This window comes from Martinezella miluonensis, assembly GCF_900094545.1.
Taxonomy (GTDB): domain Bacteria; phylum Pseudomonadota; class Alphaproteobacteria; order Rhizobiales; family Rhizobiaceae; genus Rhizobium; species Rhizobium miluonense.
The window spans coordinates 58862-84705 of sequence record NZ_FMAH01000009.1 but is presented as its reverse complement, the minus strand read 5'-3'; the positions used below and the strand labels follow the sequence as shown (position 1 = coordinate 84705).

Genomic DNA, 25844 nt, shown 5'->3' with positions numbered 1-25844 from the left:
GGTCCTTGCATCTCGCCGTCGACGGCGGCAATACCAAGACCGTTGCCATCGTGTGCAACGGTTTGGGTCAGGTTCTTGGCACTGGGGTCAGTGGCTGCGGCGACATCTATGGCGCGTCGAGTCCTGAACACGCCGTCGCCGCTGTCATAGAGGCCGTGTCGGCCGCGTTCGCAACTAGCGGTGCCGATGAGCATACCGTCCAATCATCGGTATTTAGCCTCGCAGGTGTGGACTGGCCAGAGGACGAGGTTTACTGGAAGAACGTTCTTGCCTCTCATCTTCCAAGTCTAAATTCGGTCTCGATCAGAAACGACGGGTTTGCTCCGCTTCGGTGCGCCAGTCCGCAGGATGGCTTGGGGGTCGCAATCGTGGTCGGGACCGGTCCAGCCGTCGCCGCGCGAGCGAGTGGTAATCGCACGTCGGCGCTTTCCTTCTGGCTGCAGGAGCCGTTCGGAGGCGCGTCTATTGGGCGGGCCGCGATGCGTGCCGTATGCCGGAGCGAAATCGGTCTTGGTCCCAAAACGGCGCTTAAACCAGTGCTGCTGGAAAGTTTCAAAGCCAGCAGCGTAGAAGCTCTACTGCACGCCTTCACGCGTCTGGAGGGGCGCCGGCCCGCGAGCGAGCTCGCACAACTGGCGCCGGCCGTCCTGGAGATCGCGCGCGAAAAGGATCCCGTCGCTCGAGCCATTATCCGCGAACAGGCCCTTGGACTCGCCGACTATGCAGCAGTATGTGCAAAGGCGGTTGGATATAACGTCCGGGGAGACCATTTTCCCGTCGTCCTAGCTGGATCCGTCCTAATGGCCGCGAGTTCTCCCCTTACTGAAGAACTAATCACTGCCATCGCGAATACGATTCCTACAGCAAATCCTAGATTGAGCGCGTTGCCGTCGATAGCAGGCGCGGCGCTCGATGCTATCGTCGAATCGGGTTCCATAGTCAACGACAGCGTCTTCAACATGCTAAGAGCCACGCTCCCTGATTGGAAAGCAAACTTTAAGCGCGTTCCCGACTGATAAAATGCGGTGTTTGACTTTCTCAGCGCCGGCGGGCGCTACGTTGTTCCATCCTCGCTTTGTCCAAGCCTATTGTCAGCCGATACGCGTTTAGTTAGCCGCCACCGAAACATTTAGGTGGTAAGTTTATGGCAGGGATATCGCTTCAAGCGGATGTGAAGGAATTCGGGCAGACGAGCGTTCTCAAACGTATCGAACTCGAGATCCGCGATGGTGAGTTCATCTCCCTCGTCGGTCCGTCGAGATGCGGCAAGTCCACCCTGTTGCGTATCGTTGCCGGTCTTGAGCAGCAGACGGTGGGCCATATCCATTCTCAATGGCGAGGTCTTGGACACCGTGCGCCCACGAGATCGCGATCTTGCCATGGTGTTTCAGTCCTCTTCGCTTTATCCGCACCTGACGGTGGCGGAAAACGTCGCCATGTCGCTCAGCATGCGCCGTTTGTCGACACTCCAACGCTCGGTTTTCAGCAGTGTCCTGCCGTCCGCCAGAGCAAAGCGAAAGGATATCGCTGCTGAGGTCGACAAAGTCTGCGACGCGCTGCCGATTTCCACATTGAAAGATCGCAAGCCCGCTGCCCTTTCCTGGGACAACGACAGCGTGTCGCCCTTGCCCAGGCCATGGTGCGCAAACCGGGCGCCTTCCTGATCGACGAGCCGCTATCCAACCTGGACGCCCAGATGCGGGTGCAGGCAGGGGCAGAGATCGCGACTCTACACCGCCAGTTGGGATCTACTGTAACCCATGACCAAGCCGAGGCGATGACCATGTCGGATCGCATCGCCGTCATGATGGGCGGCGAGATCCTGCAGGTCGATACACCGGATCAGGTCCATCAGATGTCGCAGGTTCTGCGTGTCGCCGAATTCATGGGAGCCCGAAGATCAATGTCGTCAAGGCGGTCTGGACGAATGACGGTATCGTGCAACTTGCCTCAGGCGAGAGCGCCGGCAGCAGCACACATGCGGCGTTCCGCCCGGAGGCCGCACGGCTGCCCGAGCACTTCTAACATCGCACTGCGTACGAAGCGAGCGAGTAGCCGCCGCCCATTCTCCGGAAGTCGGCGCCGCGGATGCGGGGCGGGGAACCACTCATCCTGCAAGCGCTAAAGAGTTGAAATTTTTTAGGAACGTGCGAGAAATACGCATCGATAGCGTTCGAAACGCGCGAGATGATGTGGTCGCAGGCGTACGATCTATGACCGCGATCTTGTCTTCACTAGATTGCAGTAGCGCCTCATGGAAAACGATAACCTTCAAAATAATCTCGAATACGCGTGCAGTCTCTTTCCATCTGTTGCGCATGCATGTCGCAAGATTGGAATTAATCGCCAACAATTCAACAAATATCTAAGTGGAACCATTCGGCCATCTCGGCACAACATGCATAAAATCTGTAATTTTTTCGGTGTCACCGAGTCCGAGATACTTTCGGAGCCCTCACGTTTCGCCGAGATCATGTCAGTTCGCCGCGCTCCAGAAAACTCGCTCGACGCGTCCCCCTTAAGCCCGGCGCTCAAACGAATGCGTCAGCTTTCTGGCTCATTGGATAGATACTGTGGCTTTTACTTCGGGTACTCATATTCATTTAGCAACCCCGGCAAGGTAATCCGCTCACTTATCAGATTGTCCAGAAAGAATTACGATTACCTCTGGAAGTTTGTTGAAAGAGAAAAGGGCCCAAACAGGTCTTTTGACGTCTACAAATATGAAGGAGCTGCCTTTCTTTTGCGAGAGAGAATTAATGTAATCATGTATGATGCATTACAATACTCCTCTATTTCGCAAATTATGCTATATCCTTCATACGAAGCCAGTATAGATTGTCTCCTGGGGGTGCATATTGGGGGGCCCGTCAAAAGGGGCCGAAAGCCTGGCGCTGCCAGATTCTTGCAAAAATATCTCGGATCAAAAGTTGATGTTAAGCTTGCCCTTTCACAATGTGGTCTTTTTGATCCTGAAGAAATCGACCCCAAAATCCTCGACCTAATTGGAAATGAGGTGCACGCCCCCTGGTCGGTGCTGGAAGTAGACGAAACCTAGCGTCTTCGGCCTTCTGGTAGCGACCCCGGTCGCTTCCACCTGCTCGTCAGATTTCGACGTGATTGTGATTGGAGCGGTAGTGGCCAACGGCTTGCAGCCCAAAGGCCGCGCGCGGATACGCGGACGTAACTCTCTACTCCGGCACATCCAAATTGCCCATATTGGGCGCGTATAAAGCCACCGCTGCCATGCCGACCTCGCCCAGTGGCCGGTGCTCATCGATAGAAAAGGTCGGGCGCAACGCCACTGACGGCCAGTGGGCAACGATGCCGTTTCGCCAAGCTCGAAACCCTCCCCGATGATCGCGGCTTTCGCTCGGTTCTCCACACCCTGCGGCACCCATCACAGGTGATCACTTCAACTGATCGAAGCTCGAAGACGTTAGGTTGTCCTGAAGTCTGTTCTTGACGTTTTTTTCGATGCCGCCTGCCTCGTCAAAATGCGAGGCATTCGGCCGCGTTAATGCAAATGATCTCGTCAGCCGTGGGTCATGTCGCATCCTCCAGGCAAACCGAGAAAACGGCGCAATCTGTCCCAATTTTTGCGTCACTATGCGTCACGCAGCGAAATTGCTGCGCAGCTAGAGCCATGCGATACTAATGAAATCGACTGGCATTAAGGCAGGACGAAACTTTTCTAAGTTCGATCTGGCGCTTAGGCGGAAACGACCTCGGCGTGAAATTTCCAATGCCAGACATAACCAAAGCGACGCGGATCTACCGTGCGAGTGGGAACAAAAAAATGGAAGCTTCCTTGTCCATTCTCGGGCGCGGGACCAAGCGCCTGCGGCCATTTCGTCATCCGGGAGCCAGTTCCGGAACGGCTCTTAACATCGAGTTATTTCGATGACGACGGTTGGCGATTATCTCTTTGAGGCTCGCGGCCTGACCAAATCCTATGGGCCAAACCGCATTTTGTCACACGTGGATTTCACGCTAGGCAAAGGGCAATCCGTAGCTCTGATTGGAGAAAATGGGGCAGGTAAGTCCACTTTCGCCAAAATCATCACGGGTGTGATCAAGCCGGATACCGGCACGCTGGCGTTCGATGGAATAGACGTCGTGTTTACAGCGCCTCGGGATGCGTTGGCCGCAGGCCTGGCATTCATTCCTCAGGAACTTGCCTATGTGCCGCATCTAACGGTTGCCGAAAACATTGTCCTAGGGCAGTGGCCCGGCAAATCAGGCTGGACTAGCCCCGGACGAATTCGAGCACGGGCTCGAGACGTATGCGAGCGTTACGGCATTGACTTTGATCTCGATGCCCAAATGCATCAATTGAAGCTGGCAGAGAGACAGCTCGTTGAGATCGTGAAAGCGCTGATGCGAGAGGCGCGTATGATCGTGCTGGACGAACCAACAGCCGCCCTTAACGAGCAAGAGAGCACCACACTTTTCGGTATCCTGCGTCGTCTCAACGACCAAGGCGTCGGCATTCTTTATATCTCCCATCGAATGGATGAGGTGTACCGCTTTTCGGATCGAGTCGACGTTCTTCGTAATGGAAATCGTGTCGCGTCGGTTCGTCCGCAAGAAACGAGTCCGCGCGAGCTCATTGCTCACATGCTCGGACAGGAAAAAGAAGAGTTTGTCCGGGAAACTGTGGCTCATAGTGGCAGTGGAGCTATCCAGTTGCACAGTTGGCACAGTTCTGGCTTGCCTGCACTTCAGGATGTCAGTCTCGAGGTGCAGGCAGGTGAAATTGTCGGACTTTACGGGGTTCGTGGTTCCGGAGCAGACCTTGTCGCTGAGGCACTTGGCGGATTAGCTCAGACCGTGTCTGGTGAAATTACAATTGGCGGGAAAACGCGGCAGCCATTCGCCTCTCCTTATGATGCCGGCAACGCGGGCGTTGCATTCGTGCCTGCTGAGCGTAAGCGGAATGGTCTCGTTCTAGGCCTTCCGATAAGGCGCAATATCACTTTGACGCTGCTGCGGTCTCTCTCCCGTTTCGGGTTTGTCGACGCTGCAGCCGAAAAGGCGATCTCAGACGACCTTATTCGCCGCTTCGACGTTAGATTTCGAGGCGAGGACCAACCGGTCGGCCGCTTATCCGGAGGCAATCAGCAAAAGATACTCCTTGCCAGCCGTATCGCAGCAAAGCCAAGGTACTTGGTCTTGCATGAGCCGACGCGAGGCGTCGATGTTGGCGCGAGAGTGGAGATACATCGTCTTCTTGCAGGTATCGCCGATGAGGGATGCGCAACACTCGTCGTTACTTCGGACGTGGAAGAGGCCGTCACCGTGCCAGACCGGCTTATTGTGATCAAGGACGGTCGAATTGCTGGTGAACTATCCGGCAGTTCAATGACGCAAGCGAATGCCATTTCCTTGGCGACGGAGGATTAGACTATGACGAACAGTGTGACAGAAGGTAAGGTCCATATGGCATCTTTGAACTACCGCTGGCCTAAAATTGACGCGCAACTCCTCGGGCTTGCAGCGTTCTACGCCGGCTTGGTCGTCATCTTCTCCTTTTCAACGCCAATGTTCCTTTCTTGGTCCAACGGCGTGAATATTCTCAGTAACATCACCGTGCTCGGCATCGTTGCCTTGGGCCAGATGCTTGTTATCGTTTCAGGTGGCTTTGACTTGTCAGTCAGCGGCACAGCTCCCCTAGGGGCGGTGGCATATGTGATCCTTTGCAATGCGGGAATGCCAATTCCAGCAGCAATTCTATCTGTTCTCGCGCTCGGAATGCTTGTGGGCGTAATCAACGGTATTCTGGTCAACAAAATCGACATCTCGCCGCTAATCGCAACGCTAGGCACACTGTCAGTGACCGGCGGCCTCGCACTCACGATTTCGCGAGGGGTGACCATCCCGATGAACGATCTCGCAGCAGGCTTTCTTTCGGAATTCGCGTTCAGCCGGGTGTCTTGGTACGTAATCGTCCTCCTTTTTATCTCCGCCTTTGCGCACGTGCTGATGCGCTACACCGTCCTTGGACGCATGATTTATGCAGTTGGAGGCAACGCTGACGCCAGTCGCTTGGCCGGCATTAGGGTGGAGGGTGTCTCCATCGCCGTATACACCGCCAGTGCCGTCCTTGCTGCTCTTGCAGGGATCGTAGTTTCCAGTCAACTGCTTGTCGGGTCCGCCAATGTCGGGGCAGACCTAGCATTGAGCACCGTTACAGCTGTTGTTCTTGGTGGCGCCTCTCTCATGGGTGGAGTGGGCACGGTCGGTGGCACGCTCATGGGCGTGCTCATCCTAGGAACGATTGCCAACGGGATGGCGCTGATGATGGTCCCGTCATTTTACCAACAGATGGCCAACGGAGGCATTCTGCTGCTTGCGGTTGGCCTGGGAAAATTACGTGAAAAACGCGCAACAAAATAATCAACATCGGGGAACAGGGAAAGGAACCCTCAATGACCAAGAAGCGTATGGAAATGACCCGTCGGCAACTCGCGCAGTCTCTGGCGGCCTTAGGTTTGACGGCTGCGTCGGCGAGTAGCATCGCTGGTGTTTGGGGCTCCAAGGCGTTTGCAAAGGATGCGCGCTATAAGATTGCGTTTGCTAATCTGACCGAGGCCGCCGAGCTTTTTGTGCAACTCGGCGATGGGATCGAAGCCGCAGCGGAAAAAGCGAAAATCGAGCTTCGTCGGTATGACAACAAATTTGATAGCCAGACGACGTTGCGTAATGCCCAACTCATGGTTCAGGATCAGCCCAACCTCATCCTGGAATACAACGGAGTTGAGGGCATCGGGCCGGCGCTCGAGCGGGTCTTCCAGACAGCTTCAATCCCTTTCATCGCGATCAACGTCACAGTCCCCGGTGGACACTGGTTTAATCTGGTCAACAAGGATCTTGGGTCCGACACGGCGCGCGCCGTTGTCAAGGTGGCCCAAAAAAAAGGGTGGAGCGCGGATGACACGACTGTCATCATCGCCCAAAGCGCCGGCGCTGGTGATGAGGTAAACGACTGCGTTCGATACTTCTATATCACAGCGGCCGAATTGATGGGCATGCCGGCCGTAGCGCCCGGAGACATCAATCCGCTGACGACCACGATCAGCAAGAACGGCATTCAGGTTGATGGCAAGGGTGCTCTGGAGGCGAGCTACACCGCAGTCAAGAATGTAATCCAGACACTTCCCCAAGATCGCAAGATTTTGGTGTATGCTGTTAACGACGACTCCGCGATCGGTGCATGGCGGGCGTTGCAGGAGGCAGGCCGAGCCGAAAATACGCTGGTAGCTGGATTGGGCGGGAGTTCTGCGGCGCTCAAAGAGCTTCGGACAAACCCCAGCTGGGTGGCCGAGGGAAGTACCTTCGTGAGCCAGTGGGGGCAATTCTTGATCGCCATGGCGGTCGCCATCCTTGAAGGCGCGCAGCCACCGAAACTGACGAAATGCCCCCAGGTGGTATTAACACCTGAGAATATCAATACCTTCTACACGGCTGACGATAAGATCATACAGTTGCCGCCGCTGGACGATACGAACGGTTACCTTGCAAAAGCAGGAGTCCTGCAACTGTTCAACAACGTCCAAGGGCTCAAATAACGCCGGAAGGAGAATACTCGGTTGACGATCGGGATCGGCGCCTTTGGCCCCAACGCTGGCCTTGCAGTTTACCGCGCACTCCGCGCCGCCGAAAAAGTCGGCACCGGAGCTATTGGTGGCTTCGCCACTTTTGCAGCCATCACCGAAGACGGCCGCGTGCTGTATTCTGTAACCCAGCGAGGCGGTGCTTCCACGGCTTTCACCGACGGCGAAATAACTGGGGTGGAGCCGTGGCCGGACTTTGCGTCGGCCAGAGTGGCCGCAGTAATATCGTCGGGCCCAGACCGGCCCGGCGATCTCACGAGACTGATTCCAACGAACCCTGCGGTAGGCCTGGTAACAGGCCACCGTATTCCGTTGACGAAAGGAACGAACGGGATTCAGATGAATTTGGATGCGCTTACGCGAATGCAAGCGGGATCGTCCGCGGTCACTGCTGCTCACAGCGTGACCGACGAGAGTCCTGGAGCCGATTGCGGGCTCATCTGCGTTGATGTCGCCGGACGGATTGGCGTTTGCAACACGGAGCGGGTTAAACGCCGCCCGGATGTGGCCACGTTGCTACGCGAAGATCAGGTCACCGGAAGTGCTGTCGGTGTGCTGCACAATTCCATAAATCCGTTCGGCGCGGTGGCGGAACTTGCTGCAGCCGTCGCGATCGAGACCATGGCTGAGGTCGCGGCGTCCAATGGCTTTGTCACCATCAGGGCCGGAACGCCGATCGCTCTTGGAGCGGAAGACGCTGTTTTTTGCGATCCAAATGGAAACGTCCTGCGTGTTACGACCACGGACCCTGCATTTGTGAATCAAACCAAGCTTGCAGCGCCTTATCTGGCCAGTTCGGTCTGGATTGGGGAAAGCAGAGCGGGCCAGACAACTGCCGAACCGTTCACTTCCGCCGAGCATGGGTTCCTTAATTCCTTCAACGGCAAAGGTGAATTTCGAATACCATACCGCTGACTGCGTAGCCCCCGCCGGTGACGGAGCGGACTAGAACACCCTGTCATGAACCGCCCCGCGCGCGATCTGCGCCAATCCAATTTGCGAAAGGCGTCCACATCAATCGTATTTCAGCGTTCAAATGATGCAAATGAAGGAAAACGCCGTGCCTATCGTGAATAGAGTTGTCAATCTTCTCCCCGAGATTCAGGCGTGGCGTCAGGAAATCCATGCTCACCCGGAGTTGGGCTACAATCAACACCGCACGTCGACTTTCGTCGCCGACCGTTTGCGTGAATTCGGATGCGACGAAGTGGTGACCGGCATCGGCCAGACTGGTGTCGTCGGGGTGATAAGGGGTGCAAAGCCCGGCGCAGGTCAGGGGTCGGCTGTCATCGGGCTTCGGGCTGACATGGATGCTCTGCCGATTGAAGAAGCAACTGGCTTGCCATATGCGTCGAGAACGGCTGGAGCCATGCATGCTTGTGGTCACGATGGCCATACGGCCATGCTGCTTGGCGCAGCCCGGTATCTCGCTGAGACTCGAAACTTCTGCGGAACAACAGTTGTGATTTTCCAGCCGGCGGAGGAAGCCGGCGCCGGCGCGGCAGCCATGCTTGAAGATGGACTGATGGAGCGTTTCGGCATCCGAGAAGTCTACGGCATGCATAATTTGCCAGGCCTCCCCATTGGCTCTTTCGCCACCCGCCATGGGCCCGTCCTGGGGGCCGCCGATCCTATTCGCATCACAATTGAAGGGCTGGGCGGACATTCCGGAAATCCGCATGAGTGCATTAATCCGGTATTGGTCGGAACTCACCTTGTCAGCGCTCTGCAGCAAATCGTGGCCTTCAATGTCGATCCACGAGAGATGGCCACAATCTCGATTTGTGTGTTCCAGGCCGGTGTCTCCGGCAGCGTCATTCCACCCACAGCCGAACTTGAAGGTCGCATCAGGACCGCGAGCCAAAAGGTTCGCGAAGCGGTGCGAGTCCGCATTCGGGAAATAGCCGCCGGCGTGGCAACAATGACCGGCGCAAAGATCAAGGTCACGATCGAAGATGGTTATCCGGTCACGTACAACCATAAGAAGGAAACCGATCTTGTTATCAGAGTAGCCAGTGAAGTAGCCGGTGAACAAAACGTGAGCGAAAAACCTATCGAAATAGCCAGCGAAGACTTCTCGTTCATGTTGCAGGTTCGTCCCGGTTCATTCCTCTTTTGCGGCAACGGAAGCAGTGAAGGGCTCCACCATCCCGCATATGATTTCAACGACGAGGCAATTCCGCATGGAGTGTCCTTCTGGATTCGTCTCGTTGAGACCGCGCTTGCAGACTGATCGTTGTTAGAACCGACAAGCGGCTAAGCCATGAGAAGTGCTGGTCTGATCGGCCGGCGGAGGGACCTATTGAAATGAACCAACTATGTTGCAGTTCTCGTCAAGACAAGCAGATTGACGGATTCGACGCCGTCGGTTCGATTGAAACGAACGTGGTGGACGATTTCACCATGGTGTCGGTCGGCGATCTTATCGTCACGCGGGCGCTGACGAATGGCAATCATCCGGGGTTCGGCGAAGTCGTTCAGCTACTTCGAGCGGCGGATGTCACTTTCGGCAATCTCGAGACCAACATTTTTGACATCCGCTCATTCAATGGAAGTCCGCAAGCCGAATATGGCGGAGCGTATCACGTCAGCCTCCCCGAACTTGGGCCCGATTTGAAGGCTATGGGCTTCAATATGGTGAGCTACGCGAACAACCACACTTTCGATTGGGGTCTTGAAGGTATGCGGGAGACGACCCGTGTTCTTGACCAAATGGGGATCGTCTATGCCGGTGCGGGCGAGAACCATGCCCAGGCGGGAGCAGCGCGTTTCCTGGACACGCCGCGTGGGCGCGTTGCTGTGGTGTCATCTGCGACCACCTTCACACCGATGTCCCGGGCGGCGGATCCTGCTGGTGAAGCGCCCGGTCGGCCCGGAATAAACAGCCTCCGCTTGAGACGCACTGTCGTCGTCAACAGCGACATGTTCGAAGGTTTGAAAGCGATACGCAACGGTTTGCCGGGGTTCAGAAACGACACCACCGACCTGAACGAGGTTTCAGTTGCCGGTGTGCGGTTCAGGGCGGGTGACACGCCCGGTTACAGCTTCGAGCCGAATTCACGCGATGTTGAAAATATTTGCAGGAACGTACGCCGAGGCAAACAGTTCGCAGACTTTTGCATTGCAACCAATCATGGCCATGAACCAGGAAACTGGAGCCAGGAGCCCGCTGATTACGAACAGTCGTTTGCGCGCGGGCTGATCGACGCCGGGGCGGATGCGTATATCGGACATGGGCCGCACCAGTTGCGTGGCATTGAGATTTATCGAGGTCGTCCGATTTTCTATAGCCTAGGAAATTTCATCATGGACGACCTTCGATCGCCGGTGGGCGCGGACATGTTCGAATCGCACGGCAAGGATCCTCGTGTACATACGGACGCCGAAGTGACCGCTGCGGAAATGTCGGGTGGATACGGTACGGATCCCGGGTTTTCCGACCCCATCTTCTATGAAAGCATAGTCGCGCTTAGTCGTTTCGAAAATAACCGGCTCAATGAAGTTCGCCTTTTCCCAATTGAACTTGGCCATTCCAGGAGACTGGCGAATAGAGGAATTCCGTGTCTGGCGCCCCCGGCAAAGGCAAAGACGGTTTTGGAGAGGCTCCAGAGGCTTTCCAAGCCGTTCGAGACCGTGATCGAAATCGAAGACAACATTGGAATTATTCGCGTCGCTCCCTGACACTGCACCAGCGTTCATCGAATTGATATTGCATGGGCAAACTCGGTTTGGTGCCTTCCTGACCTTTCTGCGGCAGTGGATGGTTGGGCACCGTACCAGCTCGGCCGCTTGGCGCGAGGGTCACACCTGCACTTCAGCTTCAGTCGTGAGAGTTCATGCGTGGAAGTGCGACTACGTCGTTTGAGGAGATAAAATTGATGCTGAAGAACGTGAAGCCCGTTTGGGAGCAAGTTGATGCCCACAAAGAGAAGTTCTGCGAACTGAGCAATCTCATATGGGACAACCCGGAGCTAAATTACCAAGAGTTCTTCGCCGTGAAAGAACATGGTCGCGTCCTGAATTCTGAGGGCTTCTCGGTCAAAGAAGCTTTGGGCGGGATCCCGACAGCTGTCATGGGAGAGGCGGGTAACGGCGGCCCGGTGATAGCGATACTTGGCGAGTATGATGCCTTGCCGGCGTTGAGCCAAGAGGCAGGTCTTGCAGAAGAACGTCCCCTCATTGAGGGCGGATCGGGGCACGGCTGCGGCCATAACATGCTTGGCTCGGCGTCGCTTTTGGCTGCGGTCGCTGTCAAGAATTGGCTCGCACAAAACGGCCTTCCCGGCCGAGTGCGCTACTATGGTTGTCCTGCTGAAGAAGGAGGATCCTCAAAAAGCTTTCTAGTGCGCGCCGGCGTGTTCGATGACGTAGATGTTGCAATCAGTTGGCATCCGTCTGCCTTTACGGGCGTATGGACAGGCACTTCACTTGCCTGCGCGGAATTGGAATTTACCTTCCACGGTCGGGCCGCACATGCTGCTGTCGCGCCGCATCTTGGACGCAGCGCGCTAGATGCCGTCGAGCTCATGAGCGTTGGCGTGAACTATATGCGCGAGCATATGCCCACCTCAGCACGAGTGCACTATGCTGTCGTCGACTCTGGAGGCATTGCGCCCAATGTGGTCCAGCCGCGCGCAGTTGTGCGCCATCTCGTTCGTGCTCTTAGGCTTGATGAAATGTGGGGGCTGGTCGAACGCGTGAAGAAAATTGCCGAAGGTGCAGCCCTAATGACCGAAACCAGGGTGGAAGTTAAGCAGCTTTCGGGCGAAGCAAACCTGGTCAGCAACAAACCATTGGAAGAGGCCATGCATTCGAACCTGCTGGCTCTGGGCGGCCCCTCGTTCGATGCGTCGGACATGGCGTTTGCCCGGAAGATTCAAGACACGCTTGCAAAAGAAGATCTTCTATCTGCTTACGAGCGGTGCGGCTTGCCCATGGGATCAGAACCGCTGAGTCAGCGGATCCTTCCACTGAATACCTCCACTTCTGAAGCAAGTGGTTCCACTGATGTCGGCACCGTAAGCTGGGTGGTCCCCACGGTACAATGCTTAGTGGCATCTTTCGCAGTTGGAACACCGGGGCATTCCTGGCAACTCGTCGCCCAAGGAAAATCTCCGGCCGCCCACAAGGGCATCGACTTTGCGGCGAAAGCGATGTCGGGTATTGCCGCTGACCTTCTTTCCGACGCTCAACTTTTGTCTGATGCCAAGGATACTCACCGGCGATTTCGTGAGAGCAACGAGTTTAGAAGCCCAGTAGGTCCAGACGCCAAACCACCGTTGGCAATGGCTGCAGGTTAGAAGGCTTTCAAATACTGCCGTTACGACTTGAACAAGAGGTGCTCTCATTTGCCGATCACGTTTGCCCTACAAGGCTCTTCTTCGCGCTTCGCCGTAAGCCGACGAGATAGTGTTTCAATCGACATCAATCGGAAAGGCAAAACCTGCTTTCACGCGATCCATAACAACCATGGTCTTGAAGCCCTTGATGTCCGGATTCTCGTAAAAGAAGCGTCGCGTAAATTGCTCATACCCTTCCATATCACGGGCCGTGATAACCAGAATGAAGTCAGCGTCGCCCGTGACGTAATAGCCGATCATAACTTCTCGTGTGTCTCGGATGGCAGCCTTGAAGCGATCAACAATGTCGACTCGCTCCCGCTCGAGCGAGACCAGGACGATCATGGTGATCTGACGACCAACAGCTTTTGGCGAGACGACGGAGATGTCGGCTTCGATGACGCCTTCGGCTCGAAGTCGCTTCAAACGCCGCTGGCATGCGGTTGGGGACAGATGAGCGATTTCAGAGAGTTCTTCGGAAGTCAGGCGACAGTTTACTTGCAGCGCTTCAAGAAGCGCGACGTCTGCGCGATCTAGCTTAATCATGACAAATTCCTGCGTGCGTACGTCCAATATGCATAAATCCTGCGTAACAATTATGTAAATCGCCGTCAATCGGCATGCACTCCAACATATTGTCATTGTAGAAGGAAACGTCGTGGGAACGGGCAAAGTAGCCTGCCGCTTGTTCGGAAAATTCCTTTTGACGATTTCGTCAAGAACCTCCGATGCAAATATTCCTCGAGTAGTCCGAAACGTCGGCGCGCACCGAAAGGGAAAATTATGACGATCAACATCCAAGACATCAGCGAGAAGGATCGCAACGCAGTCTTGCATCCATTTACACAGCTGAAGGAGTTCGCCTCGGGCAAGCTTGGCGAGCCGACGATCGTCGAAACGGGGAAGGGGATCCGCATCCAGGATGCGCATGGCAATCAACTGATCGATGGCTTTGCAGGTCTGTACTGCGTCAATGTCGGCTACGGTCGTACCGAGGTCGCTGAAGCGATTTCGCGTCAAGCCTATCGCCTTGCCTACTATCACTCCTACGCGGCCCACACGACCGACGAGCTGGCGATACTCTCCGACCGTCTCGTGAAGATGGCGCCGGGCAAGATGAGCAAGGTGTTCTATGGCATGTCCGGTTCGGATGCCAACGAGACCCATGCCAAGCTCGTCTGGTACTACAACAATCTGCGTGGCAAACCGAACAAGAAGAAGATCATCTCGCGTGAACGCGGCTATCATGGCTGCAGCATCATGTCGGGCTCGATGACCGGCATGAGCTACTACCATGACCACATGGACTTGCCGTTACCGCAAGTCGTCCATACCGGCGTGCCGCATCACTATTGGGGTGCCAATCCGGGCGAGACCGAGCGCGAGTTCTCTGCCCGCCGTGCGGCGGAGCTCGATCAGCTGATCGAGACGCTCGGCCCGGACAATGTCGGCGCCTTCATCGGCGAACCGGTTCTCGGCACAGGTGGCATTACGCCGCCGCCGGAGGGCTATTGGGAAGCGATTCAGGCGGTGCTGAAGAAGCACGACGTGCTGCTGATCGCCGACGAGGTCATTACCGGCTTCGGCCGTACCGGCTCCATGTTCGGCTCGCAGCACTATGGCATCGAACCGGACCTGATCACCGTCGCCAAGGGACTGACATCGGCTTACTTCCCGCTTTCTGCTGCGATCGTTGGCGAAAAGATCTACAAGGTGATGGAAGAGGGGGCGGATCGTGTCGGCTCCTTCTCACATGGTTACACCTATTCCGGCCATCCGATCGGTGCGGCGGCGGCCAATGCCGTTCTCGACATCGTCGAGAAGGAAGATCTGCCGGGCAATGCCCGCGAAGTTGGTGCCTACTTCCAGGCGCAGCTGACGGAGAAGTTCGCCCAGCTGCCGATCGTCGGAGAAGTGCGCGGCGTCGGCCTGATGGGGGCTATTGAGTTCGTCAGCGACCGCGAAAACAAGAAGCGCTTTGATCCGTCAAAGAAGGTGGGGGCTCGCGTTTCGAAGGCTGCTCGTGACTGTGGTCTAATTGCCCGCGCCATGCCGCATGGCGACATCCTGGGCTTTGCCCCACCGCTTGTCACCACGAAAGAAGAAGTCGACGAGATCATCTCGATTGCCGAGAGGGCCGTTCGCTCCGTCATGGACGAACTGGTTCGCGACGGCCAGAAGGTCTGATCGATACTCAAGCCATGGCGGCCGGTGATGCCGGCTGGCGAAGGCTTGTCACCAACGGCTGCATGAAGCCGGAACGGGGCAGGGGGATTGCTTGCCTTGCAAACAAACTCGACCTCTGGACGGGAGGTCCATCACGAATGGGGAACCTGGCCAATGACTGCAGCCAAACTACACATCCCGACAAGCACGGCGCCGATCTCTGTTCATAGCCCCTACGATGGGGCGCTGCTTGGGACGGTCGAGGCAACCGACCCGGCGGAGATCGATCGTCTGCTGGCAACCGCCGGCCGCGGCGCCGAGATCTCACGCAATCTGCCGCGGCACAAACGGGCGAGCATCCTCGAGGGCGCCGCCCGGATCATCGAAAGCCGTCGTGACGATTTCGCCGAGACCATCGTTCGCGAGGCCGGTAAGACTATCGTTCAGGCGCGGAAAGAAGTGCTCCGCTGCGTCAATACACTGAAGCTGTCGGCGGAAGAGGCCAAGCGTAATGCCGGCGAGATCGTGCCTTTCGATGCCTATACCGGCTCGGAACAACGTCAGGGTTGGTTCACCCGCGAACCGCTCGGCATCATCACCGCCATCACGCCTTACAACGACCCTTTGAACCTCGTTGCGCACAAGCTCGGTCCTGCCATTGCCGGCGGCAATGCAGTGCTGCTCAAGCCATCGAACCTAACACCGTTCTCGGCGATCAAGCTGGTCGAAGTGTTGCGTGAGTCGGGTCTGCCACAGGATGTCATCACCATCTCCCATGGCGACAGGGAACTGGTGACTGCGATGATCACCGCACGCGAGGTGCGCATGGTGTCCTTTACCGGCGGGTTTGCCACCGGCGAAGCGATCAGCCGCGCGGCGGGATTGAAGAAGCTCGCGATGGAGCTTGGTGGCAATGCGCCCGTAATCGTCATGAACGATTGCGACTTCGACAAGGCTGTCGAGGCTTGCGTCTCCGGCGCGTTCTGGGCGGCTGGCCAAAACTGCATCGGCGCCCAGCGTGTTCTGATCCAAACCGAGCTCTACGACCGATTCCGCGATGCCTTTGTTGCGGCAACGAACGAGCTCAAGGCCGGCGATCCATTGCAAGAGGGTACCGACGTCGGTCCGATGATTTCCAAACAGGTGGCAGAACGCACCGAAAGTGCCGTCGACGAAGCCATCAATACGGGTGCCAAGCTGCTCTGCGGCCATCGTCGTGAAGGTAGCCTCTACTATCCGACGGTACTGGAAGGCACGCCCCCGACCTGTCGTCTTTGGCATGAGGAAGTGTTTGCACCGGTGGTTATGCTTGCGCCATTCGACACGCTCGATGAAGCGGTCGAGATGGCAAACGATCCTGACTACAGCCTGCATGCCGGTATCTTCACAAGCGATCTCAACGTCGCGCTCGACGCAGCCAATCGGATCGAAGCCGGCGGGGTGATGATCAACGACTCGTCCGATTACCGCTTCGATGCCATGCCCTTCGGTGGCTTCAAATACGGCAGCATGGGCCGCGAAGGTGTGCGTTTCGCCTACGAGGACATGACCCAGCCAAAGGTCGTCTGCATCAACCGGGGGTGAGTCGCAGTCCCATCAACCGACTTGGCTTCAAACCAAAATGCGCGTGCCGAAATCCTGTGAACCACATAAAATGAGGGGAGATTATGAATAAGACGTACGAGAACCCACAGGCAGCTCTCGAAGGCCTGCTGTTCGACGGGATGTCCATCGCGTCTGGTGGCTTCGGACTTTGTGGAATTCCGGAGCTGTTGATCGATGCAATCCGTGCGGCCGGTACTAAAGACCTAACCATCGCCTCGAACAACTGCGGCGTCGATGACTTCGGCCTCGGTGTGCTGTTGAGGACCAAGCAGATCAGGAAGATGATCTCGTCCTATGTCGGCGAGAACGCCGAGTTCATGAGGCAGTACTTGAGCGGTGAACTGGAGCTTGAGTTCAACCCGCAAGGGACACTCGCCGAACGCATGCGGGCAGGCGGTGCCGGGATTGGAGGGTTCTACACCAAGACTGGCGTCGGCACTGTCGTTGCCGAAGGTAAGGAGCTTAAGACCTTCAACGGCGAGAGCTATGTGCTCGAAACCGGCATCGTCGCCGACCTCTCGATCGTGAAGGCGTGGAAGGCAGATACGACAGGCAACCTTGTCTTCCGCAAGACGGCCCGCAACTTCAACCCGCCGGCGGCCACCTGCGGCAAGATCTGCGTCGCCGAAGTCGAGGAAATCGTGTCCGCCGGCAGTCTCGATCCCGATCAGATCCACCTGCCCGGGATCTACGTGCACCGGCTGACCCAGGGTGAGCACGAAAAACGTATCGAACAGCATACGACGCGTGCGGCGGCTTGAGGGTAGGGGAGAGACAGGATGGCTTGGGACAGGAACCAGATGGCAGCACGAGCTGCCCGCGAACTTCAAGACGGCACTTACGTCAATCTCGGAATCGGCATTCCGACGCTAGTGGCCAATTATATTCCGGAGGGTGTCCATGTGACGCTGCAGTCGGAGAACGGCTTGCTTGGCATCGGCCCGTTTCCGACCGAAGACAAGATCGATGCCGACCTGATCAACGCGGGCAAGCAGACGGTGACCGCGTTGCCGCATTCGGCCTTTTTCGACTCGGCGCAAAGCTTCGCGATGATCCGGGGCGGCAAGATCGCCATGGCGATCCTCGGCGCCATGGAAGTGGCTGAGAACGGTGACCTCGCCAACTGGATGATTCCCGGCAAGCTAGTCAAGGGCATGGGTGGTGCCATGGACCTTGTCGCAGGCGTCAAGCGCGTCGTCGTCGTCATGGACCATACTAACAAGGCAGGTGAATCCAAGGTGCTGAAGGCTTGCACGCTTCCACTCACCGGCAAAGGCGTGGTTGACCGGATCATCACCAACCTCGGCGTTATGGATGTGGTCGACGGTGGCCTGAGGCTCGTCGAACTCGCTGATGGCGTGACGGACGACGGACTGCGCACGGCGACGGACGCAACGATCGTGAACTGATCTGCCGTTTCATCGAGGACAAGTCAAAACGCCAAAGTTAAGATCACAGCCAAAGGAGACAGGATGAGCACCCCTTTCATCGTCATCGTCATCGTCATCGTCATCGCCAGTGCCGGCCGTGCTGCGATCGGATGCTTCAACGGTGCTCTCGGCAACGCGCCGGCGCACGAACTCGGCGCGCCGTCATCAACGGTATGCCCGAGCGCGCATCCAATCGGCGCCTCCGGTGCCCGCGTGCTCAGTACGCTGCTCTTCGAGATGAAGCGCCGCTCGGCCAATAAAGGCCCTGCGGCGCTCTGCATCGGTGGCGGAATGGGCGTCGAAAGCCTGTGAGTGGAGGCAAGGGGCCATGGTTACCACCGAGTTCCATCTTTGTGGAGTCTCGCTTGACCCTTCGTTTGGTGCCCGGAAGAAGGACGGACTTATCGAGGCACACAATTTACAGTGCCGCGATTTGCGACACGGTATAGGGGAGGCTGTCGCTGGCGCGGTCAGCAAGCGGCCGCTTTGACCGGCACTATCGGATCCTGTCGCAAGATCGTCAGGCTGCACCGGCCATATGTCGGCCGATGGTCTGTTTGTCCGCGGTTGCGACGTCAACCTCGTAAACAAGCCGGCCTTCGCTTATAACAACGATGCGATCGGCAAGATCGAATAGCTCGTCGAGATCCTCGGAAAGTAGCAGGACGGCGGCGCCGTTGTTGCGAGCATTGACAATCCTTTCACGGGTCTCGTCGCAGGCCTTGAAATCCAGGCCGAAAGTGGGGTTTGAGGCAATGAGAACCTGCACCTCATTTGTCAGTTCGCGTGCGAGCACAGCCCGCTGCACGTTACCTCCGGACAGTGTGGTCATTTCGGCATCGAGCCCTGTTGTCTTTACGCGGAACTGCTGAACAAAGTTCAGCGCTTGCTTCGCCATTGCCTTGCTACTGATGAACTGGCCCACGGCGACCGGCGGTCTGTCGAAGTTTCGAAGCGCCATGTTCTCCTGAAGCGACATGCGTGGGACGCAGGCATTCCTCAAGGGCTCTTGTGGGAGACCGTAGACTCCGAGATCGGCGATTTCTTTCCGGGTTCCCCGGAAGGCCCTGCCGCATACTTTGACAACGCCCGAGCGATCTCGCTGTCCCATCAGGGCCTCGACCAATTCCTTCTGGCCATTCCCGGATACTCCGGCGACACCGACGATCTCGCACCTTCCAACATCAAGAGAAACGTCCTTGACTGCAGGCAAGCCTATATCCCCCAGTGCGCTGAGACCCTGGATTGACAAAAGCGTTTCGGAATGTATTGGAACCCGAGCCTTGACGCTCTTCTTCTCCAATGCATGGCCGATCATCGCCTCTGCCATCTCTGCAGTGGTCATTTCCGCCACGCGGCCCGTATGGACCGCGCGCCCCTTACGCAAAATCGTGGCGTCGTCGGCGTAGCGGGTCACCTCTTCGAACTTGTGTGTGATGAGGATGGCGCTGAGTTCTCCGGTCCCGGTGAGTTGCCGCACGAAGCCCAGAACCTCCTTCGCCTCATCGGGCGTCAATACAGAGGTGGGCTCGTCCAGTATCAGGAGACGGCGACCGAGATAGAGCTGCTTAATCAACTCGGCTTTCTGCTTCTCACCAGCTGACAACTGAGACACACGGACGTTGAGAGGAACGTGGAAAGGCATGGTCTTCATCAGCGCCTGCAACCGTTCGCTGGTCGAGTGCCAATCAATCAAGCCCGGCAACCGCGCTTCGCTCACCACAAGATTTTCGGCAACGGTCATGGACGGAACTAGGGTAAAATGCTGATACACCATGCCAATCCCTAGGGCATCAGCGTCTTTTGGCGTTACGATATTGGCTCCTCGACCGTCAACCAGGATCGAACCTTCGTCTGGCTGATAGAAGCCGACAAGGCATTTGACGAGCGTACTCTTGCCCGCGCCATTCTCGCCCAGCAGCGCGTGGACGCTTCCAGCCCTGACGGACAGGCAAACACCGTCGAGTGCCGTGAGCGCGCCGAACCGCTTGGTCATGTCCACCAGGTCCAAACTGATCGCATTCATGCTGCTTTCCTTTCGTTCTTATCGGTGCAGGCTAAGTTCACCCGGTGCGTCAGTGAACGTCTGAACTCGAGAGGTCGACGCAATCATGATCGCCAACGTCAGGACATATGGAGCCGCGTTGAAAAGGTAGTAAAAGCCGGTAATTCCCATTCCCTGGAGGGCAGGGCCGATTGCGCCGGCCCCTCCGAACAGGAGCGACGCCCAAAGCGCTCTGACCGGGTCCCACCTCGCAAAAATCACCAAAGCGACAGCCATGATCCCCTGCCCACTGGACAAGCCTTCGCTCCAACTACCGGGATAAGAGAGGGACAGGAAGCTGCCGCCCACGCCCGCGAGAAATCCGCCGACACTGGTCGCGAGAATCCGTACTTTCAGAACTGGGAAACCTAAGGAACGCGCGGCGTCCTCGCTGTCTCCAACAGTCCGCAGCATAAGGCCCCAACCGGTCCGGTTGAAAAAGATGCGCAACACGAACGCCAGTGCCACTCCAACAAAGAAGAGCACATTTACGTCGAGAGCGGACTGAACCTGAGGGATATCAGTCCAAAATCCCAGTGGAATTGTCGGCAGTGACGGCGCTTTCGGTTCGATGAATGGCTTTCCCCAGAAGAAGGCCAAGCCGGTGCCAAGTACCATGAGACTAATACCGATTGCTGTGTCGTTGACCCGCCTTACGCTACAAAGGAGACCATGCAACGTGCCAAAGAGCATGCCCACCGCGCCGGCGGCGAGAACACCAGCCCACGGCGACCCGCTAAGGAACGAAACGGCGTAGGCGGACATCGCTCCCAGAACGAGGTTACCTTCAAGACCGAGATTGATGCGCCCGGACTTCTCAGTGATGCTCTCGCCGAGACTGACGAAAATAAATGGGGTCGAGACCCGGATCGCACCCGCTAGGATAGCGAGAGGCAGGACGGTCCAGCCGAGAGAGGTCATTTCCATGGGCTAGCTCCTCCCACTATCGCTGAGTTTGCGAACCATCGCGTCGCCCAACAGAACGCAAACGAAGATGATGCCCTGGTAGACCAGCACCGTTGCGTCCGGCAGGCCCAGGCGACGCTGAAGGAGACTGCCGCTGGCTTGAACGCCGCCGATCAATATCGACACTGGGATAACGGCGAGGGGATAATGGCGAGAAAGGAAGGCCACAAGAATACCACTGAAGCCATAGCCAACGTGTAGCGAGGAATTGGCTGTGCCTTGCACGGCTGCCACCTCGATAGCGCCAGCCAAACCCGCCATTGCGCCACCGGCTGCGGCAGCCCCGATGATCCAGCGGTTGACCCGCAGGCCGATCATTCGCGCAACCCGCTCACTGCCGCCAACCACGCGAAGAGCGAATCCCCATTTCGTAAAGCGAATGACAACGAAGGCGATAAGAGCCATGCCCGTAGCTATTACCAGGCCGATATGAATGTATGTGCCTGGGATAGTCGGCAACATATAGCTGGCGCCGATCGGATGCGTTGATGGTTTATCGAGACTGGCCGGATCGCGAAGCACGCCCTCCACGAGTTGATTGAAGATCGCAAGACCAATGTAAGCGAGGAGGAGGCCTGTTATCGTTTCGTTAAGGCCGCGCCATTGCCGTAGAAGACCAACAAGCCCAAACCAGATGGCTCCGACAATACATCCCGCCAGGATCATCAATAGCTGCATTGGAAGTGGTGGAGCACCCATGAACGGCAGGGTGATGACGGCGGCCGCAAGCCCTCCGAGAACGATAGCTCCTTCCCCGCCGATGATGACCATACCGGCTTGCGCGGGTATCGCCACTGCGAGCCCAACGAGAATGAGCGGAGCCGCACGCGAAAGGGTATCCTGCCAGGCGAATCCGCTGCCGAACCCGCCTTCCACAATGAAGGTGAAAACCTTCAAGGGGTCAAAACCGTAGAGTCCGACAAACGTCGCAAAAATGATCGAGGCAACGATGACGGCCCCCAGCGGGGCCGTCACTGCGACGTAATTTGGATTCCATTTTCGTGCTGGCACTGCCGTCAGAGCTCGTGTTAGGTCGACCATCGGACCGACCTCACTTCTGACCGATCACGCCGTCGACCAGATAGTCAATCTTGTCCAGTCGATGATCGTTTTCGGCAAAGCTCGTTCCTTGCGGAATGACGACGTTGCCGTTGTTGTCTTTCAAGGGACCAGCATAGATTGACAGGCCCCCTGACGCGAGTGCCGCTTGGGCCTTTTCTGCCGCCGCGCGGGCCTCTGCTGTTACTGCCGAGCCGAACGGAGTGTTCTTGATGAAGTTTTCGGCGAAACCGCCGCGAAGATAGTGAACGGGAGGCTTGCCGCCCCGCGCGGCATCGACGAAGTTGCTGTAGGGCGCAAACCAGTTCCACTCTGCGCCCGTCAGGAAACCCTTCGGCGCGATGTCGGCCTGGCTCGAATGATACCCGCATGAGTATACGCCGCGCTTCTCTGCCGTTTCGACAACTACTTTGGGGCTGTCGACCTGGCAGGCAATGACGTCGGCGCCCTGGTCAATCAAGGAATTGGTCGACTCGGCCTCGCGCACCGGTAGAACCCAATCACCGGTAAAGATGACCTGGACTGTGATGCTTGGATCGACGGAGCGTGCCGCAATCGCGAAAGCGTTGATGCTGCGGATAAGGTTCGGAGTAGGCTTGGCCGCAACGACTCCCAGCTTTTTCGTCTTCGTCATATGAGCCGCGACGATGCCGGAAATATACTGCGCACTATAGATGTAAGCATAGAACGTGCCAATGTTCGTTGGCATCGTTTCGTCCCACACACCGCCGCAATGCGCAAACATTATCTTGGGATATTTCGCAGCGATCTGCTGTACGTGAGGTTTGAAATAGCCAAATGACGTCGCGATGATCAAGTTGGCGCCGTCCTGCTGGATCATACCCTCCATGGTTCGTTGGACCGCGACCGTCTCAGGAACACGCTCCTCCTCGATGACAGTGACGCCCGGCAATGCCTTCAATTGGGCTGCGGCTGAAGCATGCGACTTGTTATAGCCGTAGTCTTCCTTCGAACCGGAGTAGATTACGCCGACGGTGAGAGGCTTCGCTTCCTGCGCGAACGCTCTGCCCAGCCCATAGGGCACAGCACATGCAGCTCCCATTATTTTCAAGACTGCACGGCGGTTCATTGCAAAGGTCTTATTCATTCTAGTTCCCCTTTTTTTGCTTGGTTGAACACTTATGTTACGCGTAGACGGTCTCCGGATTTGGGAGGCCGGATTGTTCGAAGGCGAGCCGCACTTCTTGTTCAAGGGTCTGCTTTTCGATCGGGCTGAGCGGCCGGATCGGCGCCCGCACAGCTCCACCGGCCATTCCCATCATCTCAGACCAGCGCTTGACGGCCGCATTCGGCATGTGGCCTTCGATCAATGGTCCCATCACCCACTTGTTAAAGGCACGCCGCAGCGGTTCGATCCTTTCGCGGGCTGCACGGGCGGCATCGTTCTCTCCGCGGTCGAGTTGGGCGACATAGTCTGCAATCGGGCAGCCCCCGGGAAACTGGTAGAGGTAGGGCTCAGGATCGGCATAAAGGATAGGCTGCTGGCTCTGCAGCCGGTTTTCGAGAAAGTGCTCTTCCAGTGGGTCGGATACGACCACCTTGCCGTTGGCCGCCTTTCGAAGAGCGTTATTGTGATCGTAAGCGGTCGTCTTGAGCATGACGATCTGAGGCAAAGTACAGATGTCAGAGAAGAGCTCCGGGGATAATGGGCTTCCAGTCGCCCCCGCTGCATTGAAGAGCACGATCGGCATATCAAGCCTGTCGCAGATCAATTTCACATATTCGAATTGCTGCTCGCGGGACCTGGGTCCGGCCGTCGGGACCATGATCACGGCGTGGTCCACGCCCGCTTCTTTTGCGTGAGCCCCAAGCTCAAGCGTTTCATGGATCGAACTGGCCGAGATGACTGTCGATACGCCGAGCCTTCCTTGGCCTTCCTCGACGAGGACTTCCACGACTCTTTTTCTTTCGGCGAGGGTCATGGCCCAGACCTCACCGATCAGGCCGTTGCAAAAGACGCCGCGTAAGCCAAGGGCAACATAGTGCCGGGCGTTGTGACGCAGGCCAGGCTCGTCCAGTTCGAGAGACGGTGAAAACGGCGTCGGTATGGCTGCCCATATGCCGATGGGTTCTGCAGTCATATTAGCTCCCTCGTATGCTTTTTATTGTATTTATCATGATAAACCGTATTATTCAATCCATCGCGATTAACAGATTTGAAGACACGGCTACGGATGGTATGGGAGCTGGGGACACATACAGAGGACGCACCATGGAACATGTCGTTAGATCACAGACGTCTCGGGTAAGGCAGCAAAAGCGGGGCGACCTGGTCGCTGAGGACATCAAGCGGCTTGTCACTCAGCACGAGCTGAGGCCAGGCGACAAACTTCCGATGGAGAAGGAACTGCAAAAACTGTTCGGGGTGAGCAAGAGCACCATTCGCGAGGCGCTGAAGTCACTCGAAGTGCAAGGATTGATAACAATCAGCACCGGTCCGACCGGCGGCGCCACCATCATCGAGGTCCCCTTGGAGCGCACACTGCTTTTTTTACAGAACTACCTGTTCTTCCAAGATGTGACGATGAAAGACATTTACGCCGCCAGGCGTTTGCTGGAGCCTGAACTCGCCGCAGGCGCTGTCCCATATCTCACCGAAAAGCATTTCCGTGCTTTGGAAGAAAACATTGAGAATTGCCAGCCTACCTCTCGTGACGAAACGCGGCTCGTATATCAAAGGCAGGCAGATCTCGACTTCCACGACATCCTTGCTTCCGCTAATCCGGACCCGTTTCTGCGCTTCCTCTGTCAGATGACCAATGAAATGCTCCGACGCCTGGTTGTCTTTAGCACCCACACGCCACCCGAAGAGCATGCCGAATTCGGATGCGCCAACGCCAAATGCCACACGGACATACTCGAGGCGGCCCGACAGGGGGACGTTGAAAGAGTCCGTCACCTCATGCGCGCGCACATGGACGAAGCGTCCGGCTTCGTCGAGCGTTTGAATGGGCAACTGGACGGGCGGCTTATCCTCGACTCGGAAATGATGTCCCCGCCATTCAAGTTGCCGCCAGGGCGATCGTGAGATTGTCCGTCGAAACAAGGAGACCGATCTTGCCGCTTTTGAAATTTCATCTGCTAAAGGGCTCTGCACGGATGAAGAAGTCGATCGTCTGCTCGAGACCGCTCACCGCGTAATGCCGCGATCATTTTGAGTGCCAGAGCGGGACCGCTATCAAATCGCGACAGAGTGTGAGCCGTCTCGGTTCCGGGCACTTGATACGGGCCTGGGTTTTGAGCGTATGGAAAATTCTGTTCTCCTTGAAGTGGTCTCAGGGGCCCGAACAAAAGCAGACAAGGTCGCCGTTTATGAGAATTCCTGCCACGAACTCACCAACGAATGCGCCGTCCCACCGTCTGACCGCATGTAGGCCGATCTTCAGTATGTTCCAAAGGCAGCGGATCCTATCGGATGGCAGACGGACCACGAAGAAATAAACACTATCCAGTTTTGTCACCTTTAATCCATATCGCGCAATGAAAGTGAATTAGGTCAACTTGCGAAGAATTTCATTAAGCTTCTCTCGGCCTAATTGTCCTGCACCTTGCCACCACCGAGACTCGCACCTCGATGACGTCGAGCGTGCCTAATCCC

Annotated in this window: 23 protein-coding genes and 1 pseudogene; 17 read left to right on the top strand and 7 right to left on the bottom strand. The window is 56.8% G+C overall.

Annotation, left to right across the window (positions count from 1 at the left end):
• Positions 1-5 precede the first annotated feature (5 nt).
• On the top strand, positions 6-1016 hold the full coding sequence (locus GA0061102_RS10875) for an N-acetylglucosamine kinase (RefSeq protein ID WP_159432153.1): 1011 nt from the start codon (positions 6-8) through the stop codon (positions 1014-1016).
• Between the two features lie 113 nt (positions 1017-1129).
• Here the strand turns inward: GA0061102_RS10875 and GA0061102_RS33480 are convergent, their stop codons facing one another.
• Positions 1130-1321, bottom strand: a complete 192-nt coding sequence (locus GA0061102_RS33480) for a hypothetical protein (RefSeq protein ID WP_245297984.1) — start codon at positions 1319-1321, stop codon at positions 1130-1132.
• Between GA0061102_RS33480 and GA0061102_RS33475 the strand changes: the two genes are divergently transcribed.
• The 9 genes from GA0061102_RS33475 (at position 1238) to GA0061102_RS10830 (ending at position 12916) form a co-directional block, all read left to right on the top strand.
• Positions 1238-1534 (top strand): ATP-binding cassette domain-containing protein, encoded by a 297-nt coding sequence (locus GA0061102_RS33475; protein WP_245297980.1) that lies wholly within the window; start codon positions 1238-1240, stop codon positions 1532-1534. The genes GA0061102_RS33480 and GA0061102_RS33475 overlap by 84 nt on opposite strands.
• A 720-nt stretch (positions 1535-2254) precedes the next feature.
• On the top strand, positions 2255-3058 hold the full coding sequence (locus GA0061102_RS10865) for a helix-turn-helix domain-containing protein (protein ID WP_092846741.1): 804 nt from the start codon (positions 2255-2257) through the stop codon (positions 3056-3058).
• Positions 3059-3903: 845 nt separating this feature from the next.
• On the top strand, positions 3904-5406 hold the full coding sequence (locus GA0061102_RS10860; protein WP_092846739.1) for a sugar ABC transporter ATP-binding protein: 1503 nt from the start codon (positions 3904-3906) through the stop codon (positions 5404-5406).
• A gap of 3 nt (positions 5407-5409) precedes the next feature.
• Entirely contained in the window at positions 5410-6399 is a 990-nt protein-coding gene (locus tag GA0061102_RS10855; RefSeq protein WP_092846737.1) for an ABC transporter permease, read from the top strand.
• 32 nt (positions 6400-6431) lie between these two features.
• Positions 6432-7571, top strand: a complete 1140-nt coding sequence (locus GA0061102_RS10850; protein ID WP_092846735.1) for a sugar ABC transporter substrate-binding protein — start codon at positions 6432-6434, stop codon at positions 7569-7571.
• A gap of 21 nt (positions 7572-7592) precedes the next feature.
• Positions 7593-8531, top strand: coding sequence for a DUF6963 family protein (locus GA0061102_RS10845; RefSeq protein WP_092846733.1), 939 nt, complete (start codon positions 7593-7595; stop codon positions 8529-8531).
• Positions 8532-8676: 145 nt separating this feature from the next.
• Complete coding sequence (locus GA0061102_RS10840) at positions 8677-9849, top strand: M20 aminoacylase family protein (protein ID WP_092846888.1); 1173 nt, start codon at positions 8677-8679, stop codon at positions 9847-9849.
• Between the two features lie 74 nt (positions 9850-9923).
• Positions 9924-11297 carry a CapA family protein gene (locus tag GA0061102_RS10835; RefSeq protein ID WP_092846731.1) on the top strand — a complete coding sequence of 458 codons (1374 nt, stop codon included), beginning with the start codon at positions 9924-9926 and terminating at the stop codon, positions 11295-11297.
• A gap of 200 nt (positions 11298-11497) precedes the next feature.
• Positions 11498-12916 (top strand): M20 family metallopeptidase, encoded by a 1419-nt coding sequence (locus GA0061102_RS10830; protein WP_208858640.1) that lies wholly within the window; start codon positions 11498-11500, stop codon positions 12914-12916.
• Positions 12917-13030: 114 nt separating this feature from the next.
• Here the strand turns inward: GA0061102_RS10830 and GA0061102_RS10825 are convergent, their stop codons facing one another.
• A complete protein-coding gene (locus GA0061102_RS10825; protein ID WP_092846727.1) occupies positions 13031-13501 on the bottom strand; it encodes an Lrp/AsnC family transcriptional regulator in 471 nt (156 codons plus the stop codon).
• 237 nt (positions 13502-13738) lie between these two features.
• On the opposite strand from GA0061102_RS10825, the gene GA0061102_RS10820 reads away from it, so the two are divergent.
• From GA0061102_RS10820 to GA0061102_RS10800, 5 genes and pseudogenes are all read left to right on the top strand, one after another.
• On the top strand, positions 13739-15142 hold the full coding sequence (locus GA0061102_RS10820) for an aspartate aminotransferase family protein (RefSeq protein WP_092846725.1): 1404 nt from the start codon (positions 13739-13741) through the stop codon (positions 15140-15142).
• A 153-nt stretch (positions 15143-15295) separates the two neighbouring features.
• On the top strand, positions 15296-16705 hold the full coding sequence (locus GA0061102_RS10815; protein WP_092846723.1) for an aldehyde dehydrogenase family protein: 1410 nt from the start codon (positions 15296-15298) through the stop codon (positions 16703-16705).
• An 83-nt stretch (positions 16706-16788) separates the two neighbouring features.
• The gene (locus tag GA0061102_RS10810) at positions 16789-17487 is read left to right on the top strand and encodes a CoA transferase subunit A (RefSeq protein WP_092846721.1); all 699 of its coding nucleotides are present in this window, start codon (positions 16789-16791) and stop codon (positions 17485-17487) included.
• 18 nt (positions 17488-17505) lie between these two features.
• Positions 17506-18135, top strand: coding sequence for a 3-oxoacid CoA-transferase subunit B (locus tag GA0061102_RS10805; RefSeq protein WP_092846719.1), 630 nt, complete (start codon positions 17506-17508; stop codon positions 18133-18135).
• 207 nt (positions 18136-18342) lie between these two features.
• Positions 18343-18468 (top strand): annotated as a pseudogene (locus GA0061102_RS10800) (hypothetical protein); the annotation flags it as partial.
• 208 nt (positions 18469-18676) lie between these two features.
• Here the strand turns inward: GA0061102_RS10800 and GA0061102_RS10795 are convergent.
• The 5 genes from GA0061102_RS10795 to GA0061102_RS10775 are packed head-to-tail and all read right to left on the bottom strand — an operon-like array spanning position 18677 to position 24327.
• Positions 18677-20182: an ABC transporter ATP-binding protein gene (locus GA0061102_RS10795; RefSeq protein WP_092846717.1), complete on the bottom strand. Its 1506-nt coding sequence runs from the start codon at positions 20180-20182 to the stop codon at positions 18677-18679.
• An 18-nt stretch (positions 20183-20200) separates the two neighbouring features.
• Positions 20201-21127, bottom strand: a complete 927-nt coding sequence (locus tag GA0061102_RS10790; RefSeq protein WP_092846715.1) for an ABC transporter permease — start codon at positions 21125-21127, stop codon at positions 20201-20203.
• A 3-nt stretch (positions 21128-21130) separates the two neighbouring features.
• Positions 21131-22207, bottom strand: a complete 1077-nt coding sequence (locus GA0061102_RS10785) for an ABC transporter permease (RefSeq protein WP_092846713.1) — start codon at positions 22205-22207, stop codon at positions 21131-21133.
• A 10-nt stretch (positions 22208-22217) separates the two neighbouring features.
• Entirely contained in the window at positions 22218-23333 is a 1116-nt protein-coding gene (locus GA0061102_RS10780) for a BMP family ABC transporter substrate-binding protein (protein WP_167667961.1), read from the bottom strand.
• A gap of 37 nt (positions 23334-23370) precedes the next feature.
• Positions 23371-24327: a dihydrodipicolinate synthase family protein gene (locus GA0061102_RS10775; protein WP_092846711.1), complete on the bottom strand. Its 957-nt coding sequence runs from the start codon at positions 24325-24327 to the stop codon at positions 23371-23373.
• A gap of 14 nt (positions 24328-24341) precedes the next feature.
• On the opposite strand from GA0061102_RS10775, the gene GA0061102_RS10770 reads away from it, so the two are divergent.
• Positions 24342-25274: a FadR/GntR family transcriptional regulator gene (locus GA0061102_RS10770; RefSeq protein ID WP_342588032.1), complete on the top strand. Its 933-nt coding sequence runs from the start codon at positions 24342-24344 to the stop codon at positions 25272-25274.
• Positions 25275-25404: 130 nt separating this feature from the next.
• Positions 25405-25620 carry a tautomerase family protein gene (locus tag GA0061102_RS34040; RefSeq protein WP_092846709.1) on the top strand — a complete coding sequence of 72 codons (216 nt, stop codon included), beginning with the start codon at positions 25405-25407 and terminating at the stop codon, positions 25618-25620.
• The last annotated feature ends 224 nt before the right edge of the window (positions 25621-25844 follow it).